This is a genomic window from Oribacterium parvum ACB1 (assembly GCF_000238055.2).
Classification (GTDB): Bacteria; Bacillota; Clostridia; order Lachnospirales; family Lachnospiraceae; genus Oribacterium; species Oribacterium parvum.
Genome location: NZ_KE148312.1, coordinates 823,685 through 843,056, shown reverse-complemented (window position 1 = coordinate 843,056; position 19,372 = coordinate 823,685). Strand labels below are relative to the sequence as shown.

Genomic DNA, 19,372 nt, shown 5'->3' with positions numbered 1-19,372 from the left:
GAGGTAGAGTGTGAGCGGACTGTGCGGCATTTTTTCTTTTGATAAAAAGAACGATATTACCGACCTTCTGGAGGTGGGACTCTATGCCTTACAGCACAGAGGACAGGAGGGATTCGGTATCACCACCATGGAGGGGCAAAGGGTCTGTGAATTAAAGCGAAAGGGTCTGCTTTCGGAAGTATTGAATCAACAGATTATCGAAGATATCTGCGGATCGGCCGGCATCGGTTTTGTGAAATATCTCTTTTCCCATAATACCAAATATGAGCCGATGATGCCCTTCGTATATCAGACAGACCATGGAAACTCCATGATTGCTCTGGACGGCACCATCTTAAATCGGAATTTTAATTTCTGCGAACTCGTGAATAAAATAAACGGTCCTTTGGAGAGCTTTCAGGACTATATAGAAAGTCTAAAGGGAACCTATAATCTGATCTACATTGATGAAAGGAAAATGCTGATTGCCAGAGATCCTTACGGCATAAAACCGATGTGTCTCGGGAAGCTGAAGGATACGTTCATTGCCGTTTCCGAAAGTTGTGCCTTGGATGCGATGAATGCAGAATTTTTAGAGGATGTAGAGCCCGGAGCGATGATTCTTGTAGAGAAGGGGGATTATTCCGTTCATCGTTTTTCGCAAAAACCCCATCATCTCTGCCTTTTTGAGATGATTTATATCGCCCGTCCGGATTCCATTATCGATGGTGTGAGCGTTTATCAGGCACGATATAAGATGGGAGAACGACTCTTTCAAGAGTGTCCGACAGAGGCGGATATCGTTATCGGCTCTCCCGATTCCGGATTAATTTCCGCGAAAGGCTATGCGAAAGCATCGGGGATTCCCTTTGTGGATGGGATTTTGAAGAATCGCTACATTCAAAGAACCTTCATTAAACCCACGCAGGAAGAGAGAGTCAGCAGTGTCAATATCAAGTTAAATGCCATAAAAGAAAATTTGAAAAATAAACGAGTCATCTTGGTGGATGATTCCATCGTTCGCGGGACGACCATAAAGAGAATCATCGAAATCTTAAAGGATGCAGGGGCGAAAGAGGTCCATATCCGGGTTGCCAGCCCCAAGGTGCTTTCCAATGATATCTATGCCATTGATATTCCGAAGAACGAGCAGCTTATCGGATACAACAAGACGGTAGAAGAGGTTCGGGACTATATTGGATGCGACAGCCTTTATTATCTGAGTCTTATGGGGCTGGAAGATTGTTGCGGCAATAAGGGCTATTATGAAAAATATTTTACAGGAGTGGATATTTTCCAAGAGGAGGCGGTATGGCACTAAGCTATAAGGAGGCGGGAGTTGACAAAGAGCAGGGTTATAAAGAGGTGGGGCTGATTAAGAAGTTCATCAAGGAGACCTATACTCCCGGTGTGTTATCGGATTTGGGGGGCTTTTCAGGTCTGTTTTCCTTGGAAGAGGAGAAGCTTTCCCATCCTGTTCTGGTGTCCGGTACAGACGGTGTGGGAACGAAAGTGGTACTCGCGCAGAAGCTCGATAGACATAAGACCATCGGGATTGACTGTGTGGCCATGTGCGTGAATGACATTCTTTGTCAGGGAGCAAAACCCTTATTTTTCCTGGATTATATTGCCTGCGGAAAACTCCATGCCGAGAAGATGGCAGGGATTGTGGAAGGGGTTGCGGAAGGCTGTAAAAGGGCAGGAGCGGCTTTAATTGGCGGAGAGACCGCGGAGATGCCCGGGGTGTACCGGGAGGAGGACTATGATCTTGCCGGATTTGCCGTGGGGATTGTTGATCGGGAGAAGATTATTGACGGAAAGCAGAAAGTGAAGGAAGGGGATCTTATCCTGGCACTTCCCTCTTCCGGAATCCACAGCAACGGTTTTTCTCTGGTTCGGAAAATCATTTTTGACAAGATGCATTTTGACCTGGAAAAGGAGCAGATTTCCGGAAAAAGCCTAGCAGATATTTTATTGGAACCGACTCGCATCTATGTTCGGGAAGTGCTTCCCGTGCTCAGTGCAGTAGATGTACACGCCATGGCCCACATTACCGGAGGAGGACTTCCGGAGAATCTCCCCCGGGTTTTACCGGAAGGACTTTCTGTGCTTATCGACGAAAGCGCTTTGCCCCGTCTTCCTATTTTCAGTAAATTACAGGAGTGGGGAGAATTAAGTCGGGAGGAAATGTTCGGCACCTTCAATATGGGGGTAGGATTTACCCTCTTTGTAAGAAAAGAGGATGAGAAGAAAGTTTTATCCATGCTTCCGGAGGCACGGCGAATCGGAGAAGTGGTGAGAGGAAAGGGAGAAGTGACCATTCAGTAGGCACCGAAGAAGTGAGCATTTAGTAGACGCAGGAAAAGTGAACATTCGGTAGGCACCGAAGAAGTGACAATTGAATAGACGCCGGAGGACTTCCGGCACTTAACATGTGGGAAAAGGTGGACTATGGATAAACGTATTTTTGTGCGAAAGAGAGAGCAGTACCGGCAGGAAGAGGAAAAACTGGTAGAGGAATTGTTCCGCAGCCTTTCTATCTTGGTGAAAAGCGCGGCCATTTACCAAATCTATGATGTGTATTCTATTGAAGAAGAAGTATTGAAGCGGGCGGAGCAGTCCGTGTTTTCCGAGGTGATGGTGAATGAAGTTTTCGAAGAGCTGTCCCTTCAGGAAGGCTTTTATTTTGCTTACGAAACCTTGCCGGCACAGTTTGACCAGCGGGCAGACAGTGCGATGCAGTGTATTCGACTCTTGGATGCGGAAAGTAAGGCATTTGTGCGCTCCGGAACCTTGCTTATTTTCGACCGTGCTCTCAGCCCCTCGGAATTGGAGAAGATTTCTAAGTATTTGGTAAATCCCATTGAATCCCAAGAGAAGGATATGTCCGTTCTTTCTTTCTCACCGGATGCAGAAAGAAAAGAAATGCGGGATATGAGCGGTTTCCGGAGGCTCAGCACAGAAGCGCTTGCTGCTTTAAAGACGGAGATGAATCTTTCCCTTCTGATGGAAGACCTCCTCTTTATTCAGGAGTTTTACAGGGAAGAAGAAAGAGACCCAAGCGAAACGGAGCTTTATGTATTGGATTGCTACTGGAGTGACCATTGTCGGCACACCACCTTTGAGACGGTGCTGGATAAGATTTCCGTGGAGTCTGAGCATTTTCAGAAGGAAATGGAAGAGGCTCTGCAGGAATACCTGAGTCTTCGAAAAGAACTGGGGACGGAGAAGCCCGTTACCCTTATGGATATGGCGACCATTGTGGGTAAGTATCATCGGATCATTCTGAAGGATCAGACCGTGGAGGTCAGTTCCGAGAACAATGCCTGTTCTTTCTTTACGACTGTCCCGCATGATGGGAAGGAAGAGCAGTGGCTGATTCAGTTTAAAAATGAAACCCACAATCATCCGACGGAAATTGAGCCATTTGGGGGAGCCAGTACCTGTATCGGCGGAGCGATTCGAGATCCCTTATCCGGACGGAGCTTCGTTTATCAGGCGATGCGGATCAGCGGAGCGGGAAATGTCCTGGAAGGGCGGGAGAAGACCCTTCCCAATAAGATTCCTCAGGCGGAGATTTCGAAGAAAGCCATGCAGGGCTATTCCTCTTACGGAAATCAAATTGGTCTTGCCACGAGCTTTGTACGGGAACTGTATGATGATTCCTATGTGGCAAAGCACATGGAAGTGGGCGCGGTAGTGGGGGCGAGTCCGGTTGAAAATGTGCGAAGAGAGCTTCCTGTGCCGGGAGATATTGTGGTGTTAATCGGTGGTCGAACCGGCCGGGACGGCATTCAGGGTGCATCCGGCTCCAGTGTGGTGCATACCAGTGCCTCTCTTCACACCATGGCGTCCCAGGTACAGAAGGGAAATGCCCCGGAAGAGCGGAAGATACAAAGACTTTTCCGCCGTCCGGAAGTCTCCCGTCTGATTAAAAAATGTAATGACTTCGGTGCCGGCGGGGTTGCCGTTGCCATCGGAGAAATCAGCCCCGGAATGGAGATTCATCTGGACAAGGTGCTTCTCAAGTATCAGGGCTTAAATGCCACGGAAATTGCGATTAGTGAATCTCAGGAAAGAATGGCGGTGGTGGTTTCGGAAAAGGACTACGCTTCATTCGTAAAAGCCTGTGAAGAGGAAAATATCGAATATGCCCATGTGGCGACGGTAACCGATCGAAATCGACTGGAAATGTTTATGGGAAAGGAAAAGGTGGTGGACTTAAAGGCGTCTTTCCTGGAGACCTCCGGGGTACGGCAGCATAGAGAGGCTGTTTTAACAGATCACCCTGAGGAGAATCCCTTTCTCCATAAGAGCTTTCATAAAGAGCAGGCAGTACAAGAGCTTTCGGAGAAAAATGTGGCGTCTCAGAAGGGACTTGCTACGAACTTTGACAGCAGTATCGGGGCAACAACGGTGCTAATGCCCTTTACGGGAAAAGAAGAATTAAGCCCGGTGCAGGCCTCCGTACAGGCGCTTCCCACTTTAGGCTTTGATAGTGACATTGCGACTGTTTTGACTTACGGCTTTATTCCGAAGATTTCCCACTATTCTCCCTTTTTATCCGCGCTTTATTCGGTTCTTCTCTCCGTGGAAAAGGTCTATGCGGTAGGAGGAGACAGAAAGACCCTCTATCTTTCCTGTCAGGAGTACTTTGAAAAGCTGGGAACAGATAGCAAGAAGTGGGGCATGGCGGCGGAAGCGTTGCTCGGCGCATTGCATGCCGAGAGAGCCATGGGAATCTCTGCCATCGGGGGAAAGGACAGTATGTCCGGTACCTTTAATGATCTTCATGTGGTAGAAACCTTGATTTCCTTTGCTTGCAGTACGGTGAAGGTGGATCAGGTGCTTACACCGGAGCTGAAAAACTGCGGGAATACCCTTTATTTCCTGCCGGTCCTTAAGGATGAGAGGGGCTTTCCAAATATCGGGGAGACGGTAGCACAGTATGATCTCCTGCACCGCTATATTCAGGAGAAAAAGGTCTGCTCCGTCTATGTTTTGGAGGAAGGCTCCGCATTTTCCGCCCTTTACAAGATGGCAGTGGGCAATGACTTAGGTTTTCATGTCACAATGGAAGACCTTGCAGACTTTCAGCCGGGCTCCATGGTATTTGAAGCCGGTGTCACCGACCTGCCTTTCCGTAAGATCGGAACGGTGGAAGAGGACATTTTGGCCAATGGAGAGCCGTTTGATAAGGAGACCTTACGGAGAGTCTATACCGGCACCTTTGAGTCACTTTATCCGGAGTATGTGAATTTGGAGAAGGGAAATTGCGAGAACCTGTCTACAGAAACGGAAAGAGAGTTTTTCTCTCAGGAAAAGGTGGATCAGGTGAAAGTCCTGATTCCCGTCTTCCCGGGAACGAACTGCGAGTATGACAGTGCCCGCGCCTTCCAAAAGGAGGGAGCAGAGGTGGAAACGGTCATTATCCGGAATAAAAGAGAGCATGATTTAAAGGAAAGCATGGAAGAGTTCGTGGAGAAGTTAAAGGACGCCCATATCCTGATGTTTGTTGGGGGCTTTTCCAGTGGAGATGAACCGGATGGCTCTGCCAAGTTTATTGTGAATTTCCTGAGAAATGAGAAGGTTAAAGAGGCGGTTCATCTGCATTTAAAGAAAAAGCGCCTCATCCTCGGAATCTGTAACGGCTTCCAGGCCCTCTTAAAATCCGGCTTACTTCCCTATGGAGAGATTCGGGATTTAACTGAGGAGGATTTAACGCTGTATCATAATGATTGTATGCATCATGTATCCACTACCGCCCTTACCAGAGTTTCCAATACAAACAGTCCGTGGACCCGGCATTTCCGCATAGGAGAGATGCATGACGTGGTATTTTCCCATGGCGAAGGGAAGCTCGTAGGAAAATCTATTGAGAAGTGGAAGCATCTTGCGGCGTTCCAGTATGCGGACTTTGACGGAAATGCAAGTCTGAATGGAAAGTTCAACCCGAACGGCTCTTTGTACGGTATCGAGGGCATGGTTTCGGAAGACGGCTTGATTTTAGGAAAAATGGGACACAGCGAACGCTATGGCGAGGGACTGTATCGGAATCGTCGAATTCCGAATCCCCAGAATCTGTTTTATAGCGGGGTACAGTATTTTAAGGGAGCAAAATGAAGAAAATAGCAGTATTTATTTCGGGAGGGGGAACGGATTTACAGTCGCTTATTGACAATGTGCATGAAAAGAGCGGCGAAATCCGCCTTGTGGTTAGCAGTCGGGGGGATGCCTATGGACTGGAAAGAGCGAAAATAAGGGGAATAGAGACTATGGTGCTTCCGAAAGGGGACTATGACAGCGCGCTTTTGGAAGAGTTGAAAAAGAGAGAAGTGGAGTGGATTGTGCTCGCCGGCTTTTTGAAGATTCTCTCTCCGGAGCTTATCCGGCATTTCTCCCGGCATATTGTAAATATTCATCCCTCTCTGATTCCGGCCTTCTCCGGGCCCGGGTTTTACGGGATGCGGGTGCATGAAGCGGTGTATCGTGCCGGCGTGAAATGGACCGGCGCGACGGTGCATTTTGTCAGTGAGGTAGTGGACGGCGGGGCAATCCTACTACAGGAGGTGGTTCCCGTTTTGGAAGCAGACGGTCCGGAAGAGATTGCAGGAAAGGTCTTGGAAGTGGAGCATCGCATTCTACCGGCTGCAGTGAGAGCGTGTTTGGAAGATCGGGTGTTTTGGCAGGGAGAACGTGCCTTTATTCGGGAGGAAGTATGAAGACAGCATTAATCAGTGTTTTTGACAAGAACGGCATAGTGGAATTTTGTAAAGGCTTAAAGGATTTAGGCTTTCAGCTGATTTCCACGGGAGGAACCTATCAATTAATGAAAAAAGAAGTGGAAGTGAAGGAGGTTTCCGAACTGACCGACTTTCCGGAAATTTTGGATGGGAGGGTGAAGACTCTGCATCCCCGTATTCATGCCGGGATTTTGTTTCGAAGAGAAGATGCAAAGCATCAAAAAACCGTGGAAGAACTGGGTATTGACTCCATTGACCTTGTGGTAAACAATCTTTATCCCTTTGAAAAGGTACTTAGGAAGGAAGGGGTAAGTGAAGAAGAACAGGTGGAAAATATTGATATCGGCGGACCTTCCATGATTCGTGCCGCAGCAAAGAATTTTCGGGATGTCCTCGTGGTGACCGATGCCGGAGATTATGAAGAGGTGCTTCTTCGTCTTCGGGAGGGAAGAAATGACCTTTCCTATCGGGAAAGCATGGCGGCGAAGGCCTTCCGCTATACCGCCTATTACGATGCGCTGATTTCCGAATACTTTAATAATCGACTCTCTGTGTCTGATCCGGAGTACCTAAGCCTGAGCTATCGCCTGGGGACAAGTCTTCGCTATGGCGAGAATCCCCATCAGAATGCCGCTTTCTACGAGAAGGTATACGAGGAGAATCCGGCAGAGTGGAAGCAACTTCACGGAAAAGAGCTGTCCTACAATAATTATACGGATATGTACAATGCGGTTCGCTTTGTAAAGGAATTTTCCGAGCCGGCAGTGGTGGGCACAAAGCATAACAATCCTGCCGGAATAGGAATCGGGGAAAATATTGACGAAGCCTTTGATAAGGCCTATGCCTGTGATGAAACTTCTCTCTTCGGAGGAATTTTCGCCTTGAATCGACCGGTGACCAAGCATATCGCAGAGGTTTTGCATTCCTTCTTTATGGAAATTGTGATTGCACCGGCTTATGAGGAAGAGGCTCTTTCCATCCTGGAAGAGAAGAAAAATCTTCGTGTGATTGTGATGCCGAACTTAGCTTCCTTCACCCTTCCGAAGAAGACGGTGAAAGAAGTGCTGGGAGGCATTCTGGTACAGGACTATGATGATGCGGATCTTACGGAAGAAATGGAAGTGGTCAGTGCGCGGAAGCCTACGGAAGAAGAAATGCGGGATCTCTGCTTTGGCTTTAAGGCGGTAAAAATGGTTGCCTCCAATGGGGCTGTACTGGTAAAGGACGGCGCGACTCTGGGAATCGGTCAGGGGCAGGTACGGCGTACCTGGGCAGTGGAGGATGCCCTTTCTCATGGGGAAGGCAAACACTCCGGGGCTGTGCTTGCTTCCGACGGCTTCTTCTTTGCCGATACGGTGGAGCTTTTGCAGAAACACGGCATCCGTGCGGCAATCCAGCCGGGAGGCTCCGTGAAGGATCCGGAGGTGATTGAACTCTGCAATCAGTACGGGATTGCTTTGGTAATGACGCATATTCGACATTTTAGACATTAAGAGAAAAGAAGAGTTGGGGGAATGTGGATTCCATGGGATTCTGATTTCAAGGAACTAAGTTTTTGAGGTATTAAGATTTCGTGGAATGAAGATATCGAGGAATGAAGATTCTATGACTTTAAAATAGGAGGTAGACCATGCGGGTATTGGTTGTGGGAAATGGCGGTCGAGAAGATGCGCTCTGCAAAAAAATACAGGAAAGTCCGCTCTGTGAAAAGCTGTATTGTTGTCCGGGAAATGCGGGGACAGCCCGCTATGCGGAGAATCTTTCCCTTGGGAGTAACGAGGAAATCGTAAGCTTTGCGAAGGAGTACGTTGACTTTGTTGTTGTCGGGCCGGAAAAACCGCTGTGTGAGGGAATTGTGGATATGCTCCATAAAGAGAGAATCAAGGCCTTTGGCCCAAAAAAGAAGGCGGCCCAATTAGAGGGAAGCAAGGATTTTACGAAGCTCTTTTTGGAGAAATATGACTTACCCACTGCCCGGTACAAAACGGTATTTTCTTATGAAGAAGGCGTGAAGGCGTTGCAGGACTTTTCTTATCCCCTTGTGATTAAGGCGGATGGGCTCTGCGCCGGAAAGGGAGTCGGGATTTTTCAGGAGGCAGCACAAGCAAAGCAGTATTTAGAGGATCTTTTTGTGAAAAAGATTTTCGGAGAAGAAGCGAAGAAGGTGGTCATAGAGGAATTTCTGGATGGAAAAGAGGTATCCCTTCTTTGCGTGGTATCCGGAAATCAGCTATTTCCTTTGGAATCGGCGAGAGATTATAAACGGATTTATGACGGAGACCTGGGAGACAATACCGGTGGCGTAGGCTGTTATTCTCCCAACGAGCTGTTTAACATGGAATTAAAGGCAAAGATTGCAAAGGTTCTTAAGAAGATATCCTATGGACTGGAGCAGGAAGAGCTGGAGTACAGCGGCATTCTTTTTATCGGATTTATGATAATGGGGGGAGAGCCGAAGATTCTGGAATTTAACGTCCGTTTTGGAGATCCGGAGACGGAAGTGATTTTGCCTCGTCTTGAGAGCGATTTGCTGTGTATTATGGACAAGGCGATTTCTCATAGTCTTCGGGAGGAAGACTTTCAGTGGTCGGAAAACACCTGTATGACGGTGGTCATGACCTCCAAGGGCTATCCCCATGCCTATGAAAAGTATAAGCGAATTACAGGAGAAATTACCGATCCGGATGTCTTTGTTTACCATAACAATACTATCATGGAAGATGGCGCAGCCTATTCCGACGGAGGAAGAGTGTTATCCGTTACGACAATGGGAGACAGCCTTTCCGCCTGTAGGGAAAAAATTTATGCCCATATCGGAGAAATCCAATTTGAGGGAGCCTGCTATCGGAAGGATATCGGGATTCCGGTAAAATAGGAAAAGCTATTTTAGGTCTGAACTCGGGGCATTGCGCTAAAGTCTGCTGCGACGTTTGTTTTTCAAAAAAGTCTATGCTATAGTACTGAAAAAATATTTTTCTGTGGGTTCATTTGGCTAAAGAAAAGAGGTGAAATATGGCAAAAATCATTGGAGAAGGCATTACATTTGATGATGTACTTCTGGTTCCGCATTATTCTGATATTATTCCGAATGAGGTAGACTTAAGTACGAATTTGACCAAGAATATCCGATTGAATATTCCTTTTATTTCTGCAGGAATGGATACCGTAACAGAGCATCAGATGGCAATCGCGATGGCCAGATGCGGAGGAATCGGTATTATTCATAAAAACATGTCGATTTCCGGCCAAGCGGAAGAAGTAGACATGGTGAAGCGTTCGGAAAATGGGGTCATTACCGACCCGTTTTTCTTGACCAAGGACCATACTCTGAAGGATGCCAACGACTTAATGGCGAAGTTTAAGATTTCCGGTGTGCCGATTACGGAAGGAAAGAAGCTCATCGGCATCATTACGAACCGAGATCTTGTTTTTGAAGAAGACTTTAATCGTCCGATTTCCGCCTGCATGACCTCGGAAAATCTGGTCACCGCAAAGGAAGGAACAACCCTAGAGGAGGCTAAGTCCATTTTGGCTCGTGCCAAGGTGGAAAAGCTCCCCATTGTGGATGATGCAGGGAATTTAAAGGGTCTCATTACCATCAAAGATATTGAGAAGCAGATTAAATATCCCAATGCGGCGAAGGATAAGCAGGGAAGACTTCTTTGCGGAGCAGCTATCGGGATTACCATGGATGTCTTGGACAGAGCACAAGAGCTCATTAATGCGCATGTGGATGTCATTGTACTGGATTCGGCCCATGGCCATTCCCAAAATGTCATTACCTGCGTTCGCAGTTTGAAGGAAAAATTTCCGGATCTTTCGGTGATTGCTGGAAATGTGGCAACTAAAGAGGCAACCAAGGCATTGATTGAAGCCGGTGCGGATTGTATTAAAATCGGAATCGGACCGGGTTCCATTTGTACAACCCGAGTGGTTGCCGGAATCGGTGTACCGCAGATTTCCGCAGTAATGGACGCCTATGCTGTTGCCAAAGAATACGGAATCCCCATTATTGCAGACGGCGGAATTCAGTATTCCGGAGATGTGACGAAGGCCCTTGCTGCAGGAGGCTCCTCGGTTATGATGGGCTCTGTATTTGCAGGCTGCGATGAAGCACCCGGTGAGTTCGAACTTTTCCAAGGAAGAAAATATAAGGTTTACCGCGGAATGGGATCCATTGGCGCCATGAAGCAGAAAAACGGTTCTTCTGACCGTTACTTCCAGGCCGGAGCGAAGAAGCTGGTTCCGGAAGGCGTGGAAGGAAGAGTAGCCTATAAGGGCAAGGTGGAGGATACTATTTTCCAGTATGTCGGAGGACTCCGCGCCGGTATGGGCTACTGCGGAGCAAAGGACATTCCGACCTTGCAGGAAACTTCCGAGTTTGTAAAGATTTCCTCCGCGTCCTTGAAGGAATCTCACCCGCACGATATTCATATCACGAAAGAGGCACCGAATTATTCTTCGGATTCCATCTAAGGCCAAGGCGGAAAACAAGAGAATATGAAAATATGAAAACAAGAGAATATGAAAACAAGAGAATATGAAAACAACTCTTGCGTCTTTTTCTTTTCTGTGGTATCGTATTTTGGCTAAAACGATTTAGCTTTATGAAAACCAAGTAATCCGATTGCGGATAGACGAATGCGCATGGTTGGAAACCATGCAGAAAGAGGGAAATTATGAGAGAAGACATTCATCCAAGCTACTACCAGGCAACCGTAACCTGCAACTGTGGAAACACCTTCGTAACCGGTTCCACAAAGCCGGAAATTCACGTGGAAATTTGCTCCAAGTGCCATCCGTTCTACACAGGAAACCAGAAGGCAGCAGCTGCTAAGGGTAGAATTGATAAGTTCAATAAGCGTTTTGGAATTCAGCAATAAGATGAAAAGAGCAGGGCTTTGGCTCTGCTTTTTTTATTCACTACTTTTTCATAAAAGAGTTATAGTATTATTTTGACTCTATAGTAACTTTGCTTTCTTAAAATGCTTGTGCGGTATCGAATTTGCCTGCAAAAGGCACTATAATCATTGTCAGGAGATTAGTTATATCTAACCCAAGAATTAAGAACACAATCTCTCAAAACAAGGAGAGCACAATGCAGGAATTAAAATATTTGATAGATAAGGAAATAATAAGGCGAGAGGAAGCCTTCATTACGGACATCATTTATCCTATGAAGAACGGAAGGGCGGATATTCATTTGTATGATGTGTTTCCCGGTGTTCAACTGATGATAACAACTTTTGAAAGTGAAACCTGTTATCAGGATGGTATGGAGCAGGATGTCATCAGCATAAACCATTGCTTCAAAGGGCGGTTTGAATGTGTTTTTGACAACAGAAACTGTGCGTATATGGGTGAAGGCGATATTGCAATCAATAATGTTTTACATTCTCCCATTGCCTCATCCTTCCCTTTGAATTATTACTCCGGTTCCACCATAATTCTTTATCCACGGCTATGCAAAACAGTACCGGAATTGAACAGCTTCGGCATAGATACAGATATTTTGACCAGGAAATATTCCCTGGATACTCGTTGTATGGTGTTTCGACGTAATGAGAATGTGGAACATATATACAGAGAATTGTATCGTAGCCTTACTCAACCGGAGTTGCCATATTTGCGCCTGAAAATATTGGAGCTGCTGTATCATTTCCAGGCCAGGCAGACTGTTCTGGAAGAAAATCACGAATATATGGCGAAACCATTGACTGAAAAAATTAAACATGTCAGGAACCATCTGATTGAAGATTTGGAACATTCTGTCAGCCTCAAGGAGCTGGCGGCAGAGCATGAAATCAGCCTGACGCAACTGAAAACCAGCTTCAAACAGGTTTATGGCGAAACCCCTTATGTCTATTTGAAAAGATATAAGATGCACATAGCTGCAAAATTGCTGTTGGAAACAAAGCAGCGTGTAATCGAAATTGCGGCGGCAATGGGGTATCAGAATCCAAGTAAGTTTACAGAGGCGTTTTTCTCCGTCATGGGAAAGAGACCTTTGGAATATCGAAAACAGAATGAAGAACAATAGATTGGAGTGTCATGTATGGCACTCCATTTTCTTTGACCTTTTGGATTATTTTTGTATTGCTGCGACTTTTCGGGGTAGATGAAGCAATCGTTTCTCGGTTAAAATGTGTTGTGGTTAGCAGATGCTAACTGCATACTACGTAAAAATGAAATGGCTTGGAATCCCCTGCCATTTTCAAGAAAGCGAAGGTGTCGTTATGAAAACAAAACTTACTACAAAAGACTTAATTTCCGCAGGTGCATTCGGAGCAATCTACCTTGTCCTGCTCACTGTATTGTCGTCAATGATACTGCCTATCGTTCCAATACTCTATCTGGCAACACCGCTGATTGCCGGCATTATATTAGGCTCGGTGTATATGCTGTATTCATTGAAAGTCCCCCGCACCGGCTCTATTTTTATTCTCGCTGTGCTTGTAGGACTGATTACCTCTATGGCTACATTTTATCCGCTGATTGCCGCTATCGTATGGGGCGTGATAGCAGAACTTATCGTAGCCGGAAAACGCCGCAATTCTGCCAAAGCTCTTATCGCAAGCTACTGTGTGTTTAACCTGACCTCGATGGGCCCGTTCTTTGCAATTTTGATTGCGAAAGATGCGTTTCTTTCCATCTGCACTACATATTATGGGGCTGAGTATGCTGCTACACTCGATTCTCTGACTCCGAATTGGATTATTGTAGTATTCATTGCACTGGCTCTGTTGGGCGGACTTCTGGGCGGTCTGTTCGGTAAGCGTATTCTGACCAAGCATTTTGTGAAAGCCGGTATTGTTGCGTAATGACGCAGAAAAATTCAAGAACTGTGTTAGATCCGAGAAGCAAGCTGGCGGTATTTGTCGCTGCTTGCTTCTCGACTTTTTCAGGTATGACGTATATTCAGGAGATTGCCCTGCTTCTGTTTTGCGGTATTACAATGCTGATTTGTAAAAAGTGGCGGTGGGCGTTGAATGTTTCTATTACATTTGCAGTTATGTTCTTATGTGACTTGTTTGTGGTGGGAAGATTGTCCGGCCCGCCCCAATATGCAGCCCTGTTGTTGTGCCATGTGCTTCGGTTTTTGCTTCCTCTGTTTGGCGCCTTTTATATTGTCACGAAAACCTCAACCGTGGGACAATATATCAGCGCGTTTATGGCGATGCACCTGCCAAATGTGGTTATTATTCCCATAGCGGTCATGTTTCGTTTTGTGCCCACGCTGACAGAGGAATGGCAGGTCATCACACAGGCAATGCGTCTGCGTGGAATGGCTCTATCCATAAAAAATGTACTGCGTCGCCCTCTGTATATGCTGGAAAATATGTTAGTGCCGTTTCTTTTGCAAAGTTCGGCGATTGTGGATGAAATGTCCGCAGCAGTTATGGCTCGTGGATTTGATAAAGACCATCCCCGAAGCAGTTTCCTTGAAGTGAAGATGAAGGCGCTGGATTGGATATTTGTTGCAGTTTCCGTCATTGTCCTTGTATGGAATCTGCTTTGGTGAGAGGGGAGGATTTTTATGGTAACATTTGAAAATGTATCATTTTCCTATCAGACGGGTATGGAAACGCCTGCTTCCTCTGTAGTATTAAAAGATGTGAATCTGCACATCAAAAAGGGCGAATGTATTGTCCTGTGCGGAAAAAGCGGCTGTGGAAAAACCACAATGCTGCGTCTTGTCAATGGGCTTGCACCACATTTTTACGCTGGAAACCTACAGGGAGCTGTAAGGGTACATGGCATGGACATCCCCTCGTCTGATCTGCCGAAAATCTCAAGATTTGTGGGAAGTGTTTTTCAAAATCCACGGACTCAGTTTTTTCACATGGATACCACAGGGGAAATGGCATTTAATCTGGAAAATCAAAATATGCCAAGGGAGAAAATGAAAAAGCGGCTTGAGGAAGTCGCTTATCATCTGCATTTGGAGGAACTGCTGGAACGGGACATTTTTGAACTGTCCGGCGGGGAAAAACAGCAGATTGCCTGTGGCTCTGTCTATGCGTCCTTGCCAGAGGTGGTGGTATTGGATGAGCCTTCGTCCAATCTGGACATGGAAAGCATACAAAAGCTGCAAAAGCTGATTCGCACCATGAAAGAGGACGGAAAGACAATTTTAATGTCCGAACATCGCCTATGGTATCTTAGCGGAATGACTGACCGATATATCTTAATGGATAACGGACGGATTATCAGGGAATACGAGCCGAAAGAAATAAATGCACTGACACAGCAGGAAAGGACTGCTTTGGGGCTTCGCGCAGTCAATCCGCAGCAGCTTCATATCATGCCCGAAACCGCGAATCGAAATTTGAATCAGGAACCGGCAATCGAAATCCACGGTCTGACCTTTAACCGTGGGCAGCGCCAGGTATTGGATATTCGCCACCTGGCAATTCCAAAAGGAGCGATTGTTGCGGTCATTGGCGAGAACGGTGCAGGTAAGTCCACGCTGAGTTTATGCCTTGCGGGGCTTCTCAGGCATAACGGAACGATTATGATAGAAGGAAAAACAGTTCCGAACAAAAGACTGCCGGAAACAGCTTTCCTTGTCATGCAGGAGGCAGGACACCAGCTTTTTAGCGACAGTGTAATGGGTGAGCTTACGCTAAACAATCCTTCTTTAACAGAGGAACAGGCACAGGCGGTACTCCGTGAGTTAGGGTTGGCGGGATTGGAAAACAGACACCCCGGTTCTCTTTCCGGCGGACAGCAGCAGCGGCTTGCTCTTGCAACAGCGATCTGTAACCGACGTCCGGTCATGCTGTATGATGAGCCAACCAGCGGACAGGATGGGGACAATCTGCTTCGCACTGTAGAAATCATACGAAAAGCGAACGAGAATGCCGTATGCTCTCTTATCGTATCCCATGACCCGGAGCTGATTGCCCGCTGTGCCACACATATTTTACATATTCATGCAGGAGAAGTAAAAAAGCTCCTGCCATTAGATGAAAGGGGGAACATCTATATGTGGAAAGTATTTAGAGAAGATGCACAGATAAGAAAACCGCAAAAAACCGGTATTCCAAGATTGTTGGAATTTACGGCTCCATTTGGTCCCATGCTCTTTCTCTCCCAGCTTCTTGCCGGAGCGAGTGCATTATTGCTGTTAGCGCCGTTTCTTTGTGTTTATTTTGCCGCAAGGGAGCTTTTGGATTTCCTGCTTGGCGGCAGCATAGATGCGTCTGCGTTGGCGTATTGGGGGCTTTGGGCGCTTGGGTTTGAACTGGCAGGCTTGATTGTCAATTTTATTGCCCTGCTTTTGTCTCACAAAGCTGCTTTTCATACGGAACAGAATTTGAAAATGGCAGTATTGGAACATCTGTCAAGGCTGCCTCTGGGATATTTTGAAGAAAACAACAGCGGAAAACTGCGGAAAATCATAGATGAAAACAGTAAACAGACAGAAAGCTATCTGGCACATCAGCTTCCTGACCTCGTAGGGGCACAGGTGTCTATGGCTGCTGCGGCGCTTCTCATGCTTGCGGTTGACTGGCGGATTGGACTTCCTGTGCTGGTGCTTATGATGATCGGTTTTGCGTTTCAAATGTCTATGATGGGTGAAGAAACCATGAATTTTATGAAACGCTATCAGGATGCGCAAGAGGACATGAGCCATGAAGCGGTGGAGTACGTCAGAGGAATTTCCGTCATTAAAATCTTTGGTCAGTCCGTTCATTCGCTGCGCCGTTTCAAAGAAGCCATCCATGCCTACCGGGATGACGCCTTAGCCTATACGATGGCCTGCAAGCCGGGGTATGTGGCGTTTAATACTGTGGTAAACTCCTCGTTTCTTGCCTTGATCCCGGCAGCCTTGATTGGTATGGCAGCCGCGGCAGATTTGGAAACATTTGCACAAAACTTTTTATTCTATTTGATTTTTGCACCTGCCTGTGCAGCTATGCTGAACAAATTGATGTATTTGACCAACTACAAGATGCAGGCTGTGGAATCCATGCGGCGCATTGATGAAATCCTGCTGACAAGGGAGCAGGCAGAGCCAAGAGAGTTCAAACTGCCGCAGGGTAATGATGTAAGATTCGACCATGTGACTTTTACTTATCCTACAGGCGAGGGCCCTGCCATTTCCGATGTCAGCTTCCTTGCGAAAGGCGGAACCGTGACTGCTTTGGTAGGACATTCCGGCTCAGGCAAAAGTACCATAGGCTCTTTAATTCCACGGTTTTATGATATTCAGGAGGGGTGCATTTCCATCGGAGGCGTAGCACTTTCTTCCATGAACAGGAAGGCGTTGATGGAAAGAGTTGCCTTTGTATTTCAAAATCCAAAGCTGCTGAAAGCAAGCATTGAAGAAAATGTCCGGGGCGGGAAAAAGAACGCAGCCGCAGAGGATATTTTGAACGCTCTGCATTTAGCTGGATGTGATGATATTCTCGAAAAACTCCCCGATGGAATCCATACGATGATTGGAGGAAAAGGTGTATATCTTTCCGGTGGCGAAATACAGCGGCTCGCTATTGCGAGAGCAATATTGAAGGATGCCCCTATCATCGTTTTGGACGAGGCCACCGCTTTTGCAGACCCGGAAAATGAAGCACAGATTCAACAGGCATTGAAAGAACTGACAAAAAACAAAACGGTAATTATGATTGCGCACCGTCTCTCTACCATTACCGATGCAGACCAAATCATCGTGATGAAGGGCGGACAGATAGCGGAGTACGGCAGACATGAGGAATTAGCTGCAAGACAGGGCGAATATGCCCGTATGTGGACAGAATATCAGAAGTCAATTCGCTGGCAGATGGATAACGCAGGAAACACCGCAGGGGTGCACCATGATGCCCTGAAAAGCGGGCAGGAACAGGAGGCTGCATCATGCTGAAGAATTTACTCGGATTGAGCGATGACGGAGTGCGTGAACTGAAAAGGGGTATCGCTGCCACAGCGATTTCCAATTTAGCGATTATGGCTCCCGTTTCGCTTTTAATGATGGTAACGATGGCGCTTTTAGATAAAATATGTGGCGGCGAAGGTTTTACCCTCCGGTCAGATGTCATTTTGCTGATGGCAATAGGGCTTTGTGGAATTATCTTTTTAACACAATGGGTGCAGTACCATCTTACCTATACGGTTGCCTATCGAGAAAGCGCAAACCGGCGAATTACTCTGGCAGAAAAGCTGCGGCGGCTTCCGCTCTCTTTCTTTGGGCAGCGTGACCTTTCCGACCTTACGTCCACGATGATGGGTGACTGCTCAAAACTGGAACGGATATTCTCAAATGCAGTTCCGGGGCTGTTTGGAACAATCGTGATGTTCCTTGTGGTTTCCGCCTGCCTGCTCTGTGTCGATTGGCGTATGGGACTTTGCATTGTCCTTCCCGTTCCTGTTGCCGGTGTGATTGTATTTGCCGGAAGAAGGATGCAGCAGAATGCGGAGGAAAAGAATTACGATGCCTATCGTGCCGCTTATGACGGTGTGCAGGAGTATCTTGATGTAGTTTCTGAACTTCGTTCTTCTGGAACGGAGCAGGAATATTTAGCCGGAGTAAGAAAAAAACTGGACAATGTAATTGCGTGTGCATTTCGCAATGAGCTTGTTCCCGGTACAGTAGTTACGCTTGCACAGTTTGTCCTTCGCTTCGGCCTGGTGACGGTGTTGCTTGTAGGCGGGGTTTTAATGACACAGGGAAGCCTCTCTGTTAATATGTTCCTGCTTTATCTGCTGATAGCAGGCAGGATTTATGAGCCGTTTGGCTCCTGCTTCATGCTGATGGCTGAAATGTTCTCCGCACTGGTCAGTATCCGCCGGACAAAAGAAATGGAGGCTACTTCGGAACAGACCGGTGCGAATGTATGCAATAATCAAGGCTTTGATATTGAATTTTCCAATGTGGAATTTTCCTATAAGGATACCCCTGTGTTGAAAGGCGTTTCCTTTGTAGCAAAGCAGGGGGAAATTACTGCGCTTGTAGGACATTCCGGCAGTGGAAAATCAACCGTATCCCGATTGGCAGCCCGCTTTTGGGATGCAGATAAGGGAAAGGTTCTGCTCGGCGGCGTGGATGTAACGACCATAGAGCCGGAGGTGTTGTATCGAAACTACTCCATTGTTTTTCAGGATGTTACCCTGTTTGACAATACCATAATGGAAAATATCCGGCTTGGTCGGCAAAACGCCACGGATGAGGAAGTGATAAAAGCTGCTAAAGCAGCAAGGTGTGAGGAATTTGTCTCCCGCTTGCCTGAGGGGTATCAAAGCAGAATCGGAGAAAACGGCTGTACCCTTTCCGGTGGCGAACGCCAGCGAATTTCCATCGCCCGTGCGATTTTGAAGGATGCGCCGGTCATTATTCTGGATGAAGCTACCGCATCTATGGATGTAGAAAATGAAAGCATGGTGCAGGAGGCGTTATCTGAACTTCTGCGCGACAAAACTGTACTCGTGATTGCTCACCGTATGCGTACTGTGGCAGGGGCAGACAAAATCGTGGTGCTAGAAGATGGCAAGGTTGCAGAACAGGGCAGACCGGAAGAGTTGATGAAGCATGGTGGTATTTTCAGCAATATGGTAAGGCTGCAGGCGGGAAGCTAATAAGATCATCTGTCATATGTTATTGGTTAAAGGACAAGGCAGCACCCTTTTTGCGTGCACTGCCTTGTCCTTTA

Annotated in this window: 13 protein-coding genes; all 13 read left to right on the top strand. The window is 46.9% G+C overall.

The genetic code is table 11. The features are described from left to right. Positions 1 to 10: 10 nt before the first annotated feature. The 13 genes from purF to HMPREF9625_RS03750 all read left to right on the top strand — a co-directional run bounded on the left by purF (position 11) and on the right by HMPREF9625_RS03750 (position 19,298). Entirely contained in the window at positions 11 to 1,300 is a 1,290-nt protein-coding gene (gene purF / locus HMPREF9625_RS03810; RefSeq protein WP_009535687.1) for an amidophosphoribosyltransferase, read from the top strand. Beyond that, entirely contained in the window at positions 1,291 to 2,307 is a 1,017-nt protein-coding gene (purM, locus tag HMPREF9625_RS03805) for a phosphoribosylformylglycinamidine cyclo-ligase (RefSeq protein WP_009535686.1), read from the top strand. The genes purF and purM overlap by 10 nt, the downstream gene beginning before the upstream one ends. A 123-nt stretch (positions 2,308 to 2,430) precedes the next feature. Next, positions 2,431 to 6,102 (top strand): phosphoribosylformylglycinamidine synthase, encoded by a 3,672-nt coding sequence (locus tag HMPREF9625_RS03800; protein ID WP_009535685.1) that lies wholly within the window; start codon positions 2,431 to 2,433, stop codon positions 6,100 to 6,102. Beyond that, positions 6,099 to 6,701 carry a phosphoribosylglycinamide formyltransferase gene (purN, locus tag HMPREF9625_RS03795; protein ID WP_009535684.1) on the top strand — a complete coding sequence of 201 codons (603 nt, stop codon included), beginning with the start codon at positions 6,099 to 6,101 and terminating at the stop codon, positions 6,699 to 6,701. Before HMPREF9625_RS03800 ends, purN begins: the two co-directional genes overlap by 4 nt. Continuing rightward, on the top strand, positions 6,698 to 8,215 hold the full coding sequence (gene purH, locus HMPREF9625_RS03790) for a bifunctional phosphoribosylaminoimidazolecarboxamide formyltransferase/IMP cyclohydrolase (protein WP_009535683.1): 1,518 nt from the start codon (positions 6,698 to 6,700) through the stop codon (positions 8,213 to 8,215). The genes purN and purH overlap by 4 nt, the downstream gene beginning before the upstream one ends. Positions 8,216 to 8,352: 137 nt before the next feature. Next, complete coding sequence (gene purD, locus HMPREF9625_RS03785; RefSeq protein WP_009535682.1) at positions 8,353 to 9,597, top strand: phosphoribosylamine--glycine ligase; 1,245 nt, start codon at positions 8,353 to 8,355, stop codon at positions 9,595 to 9,597. Between the two features lie 137 nt (positions 9,598 to 9,734). Next, on the top strand, positions 9,735 to 11,198 hold the full coding sequence (gene guaB / locus HMPREF9625_RS03780) for an IMP dehydrogenase (RefSeq protein WP_009535681.1): 1,464 nt from the start codon (positions 9,735 to 9,737) through the stop codon (positions 11,196 to 11,198). Positions 11,199 to 11,401: 203 nt separating this feature from the next. Continuing rightward, a complete protein-coding gene (gene rpmE, locus HMPREF9625_RS03775) occupies positions 11,402 to 11,605 on the top strand; it encodes a 50S ribosomal protein L31 (RefSeq protein ID WP_009428743.1) in 204 nt (67 codons plus the stop codon). A gap of 215 nt (positions 11,606 to 11,820) precedes the next feature. Continuing rightward, positions 11,821 to 12,762 (top strand): helix-turn-helix domain-containing protein, encoded by a 942-nt coding sequence (locus HMPREF9625_RS03770; protein ID WP_009535680.1) that lies wholly within the window; start codon positions 11,821 to 11,823, stop codon positions 12,760 to 12,762. Between the two features lie 145 nt (positions 12,763 to 12,907). Next, positions 12,908 to 13,543, top strand: coding sequence for an MptD family putative ECF transporter S component (locus tag HMPREF9625_RS03765; protein WP_009538088.1), 636 nt, complete (start codon positions 12,908 to 12,910; stop codon positions 13,541 to 13,543). Next, complete coding sequence (locus HMPREF9625_RS03760) at positions 13,543 to 14,244, top strand: energy-coupling factor transporter transmembrane component T (protein ID WP_009535678.1); 702 nt, start codon at positions 13,543 to 13,545, stop codon at positions 14,242 to 14,244. The genes HMPREF9625_RS03765 and HMPREF9625_RS03760 overlap by 1 nt, the downstream gene beginning before the upstream one ends. A gap of 15 nt (positions 14,245 to 14,259) precedes the next feature. After that, positions 14,260 to 17,589, top strand: coding sequence for an energy-coupling factor transporter ATPase (locus tag HMPREF9625_RS03755; protein WP_009535677.1), 3,330 nt, complete (start codon positions 14,260 to 14,262; stop codon positions 17,587 to 17,589). Further along, positions 17,583 to 19,298, top strand: coding sequence for an ABC transporter ATP-binding protein (locus HMPREF9625_RS03750; RefSeq protein WP_009535676.1), 1,716 nt, complete (start codon positions 17,583 to 17,585; stop codon positions 19,296 to 19,298). The genes HMPREF9625_RS03755 and HMPREF9625_RS03750 overlap by 7 nt, the downstream gene beginning before the upstream one ends. Positions 19,299 to 19,372 lie beyond the last annotated feature (74 nt).

Bases quoted from the DNA above. Each gene is read 5' to 3' on its own strand.
- HMPREF9625_RS03770 (WP_009535680.1), top strand. From the start codon at position 11,821: ATGCAGGAATTAAAATATTTGATAGATAAGGAAATAATAAGGCGAGAG.
- HMPREF9625_RS03760 (WP_009535678.1), top strand. From the start codon at position 13,543: ATGACGCAGAAAAATTCAAGAACTGTGTTAGATCCGAGAAGCAAGCTG.
- HMPREF9625_RS03800 (WP_009535685.1), top strand. From the start codon at position 2,431: ATGGATAAACGTATTTTTGTGCGAAAGAGAGAGCAGTACCGGCAGGAA.
- HMPREF9625_RS03755 (WP_009535677.1), top strand. From the start codon at position 14,260: ATGGTAACATTTGAAAATGTATCATTTTCCTATCAGACGGGTATGGAA.
- rpmE (WP_009428743.1), top strand. From the start codon at position 11,402: ATGAGAGAAGACATTCATCCAAGCTACTACCAGGCAACCGTAACCTGC.
- purH (WP_009535683.1), top strand. From the start codon at position 6,698: ATGAAGACAGCATTAATCAGTGTTTTTGACAAGAACGGCATAGTGGAA.
- HMPREF9625_RS03765 (WP_009538088.1), top strand. From the start codon at position 12,908: ATGAAATGGCTTGGAATCCCCTGCCATTTTCAAGAAAGCGAAGGTGTC.
- HMPREF9625_RS03750 (WP_009535676.1), top strand. From the start codon at position 17,583: ATGCTGAAGAATTTACTCGGATTGAGCGATGACGGAGTGCGTGAACTG.
- purD (WP_009535682.1), top strand. From the start codon at position 8,353: ATGCGGGTATTGGTTGTGGGAAATGGCGGTCGAGAAGATGCGCTCTGC.
- purM (WP_009535686.1), top strand. From the start codon at position 1,291: ATGGCACTAAGCTATAAGGAGGCGGGAGTTGACAAAGAGCAGGGTTAT.
- guaB (WP_009535681.1), top strand. From the start codon at position 9,735: ATGGCAAAAATCATTGGAGAAGGCATTACATTTGATGATGTACTTCTG.
- purN (WP_009535684.1), top strand. From the start codon at position 6,099: ATGAAGAAAATAGCAGTATTTATTTCGGGAGGGGGAACGGATTTACAG.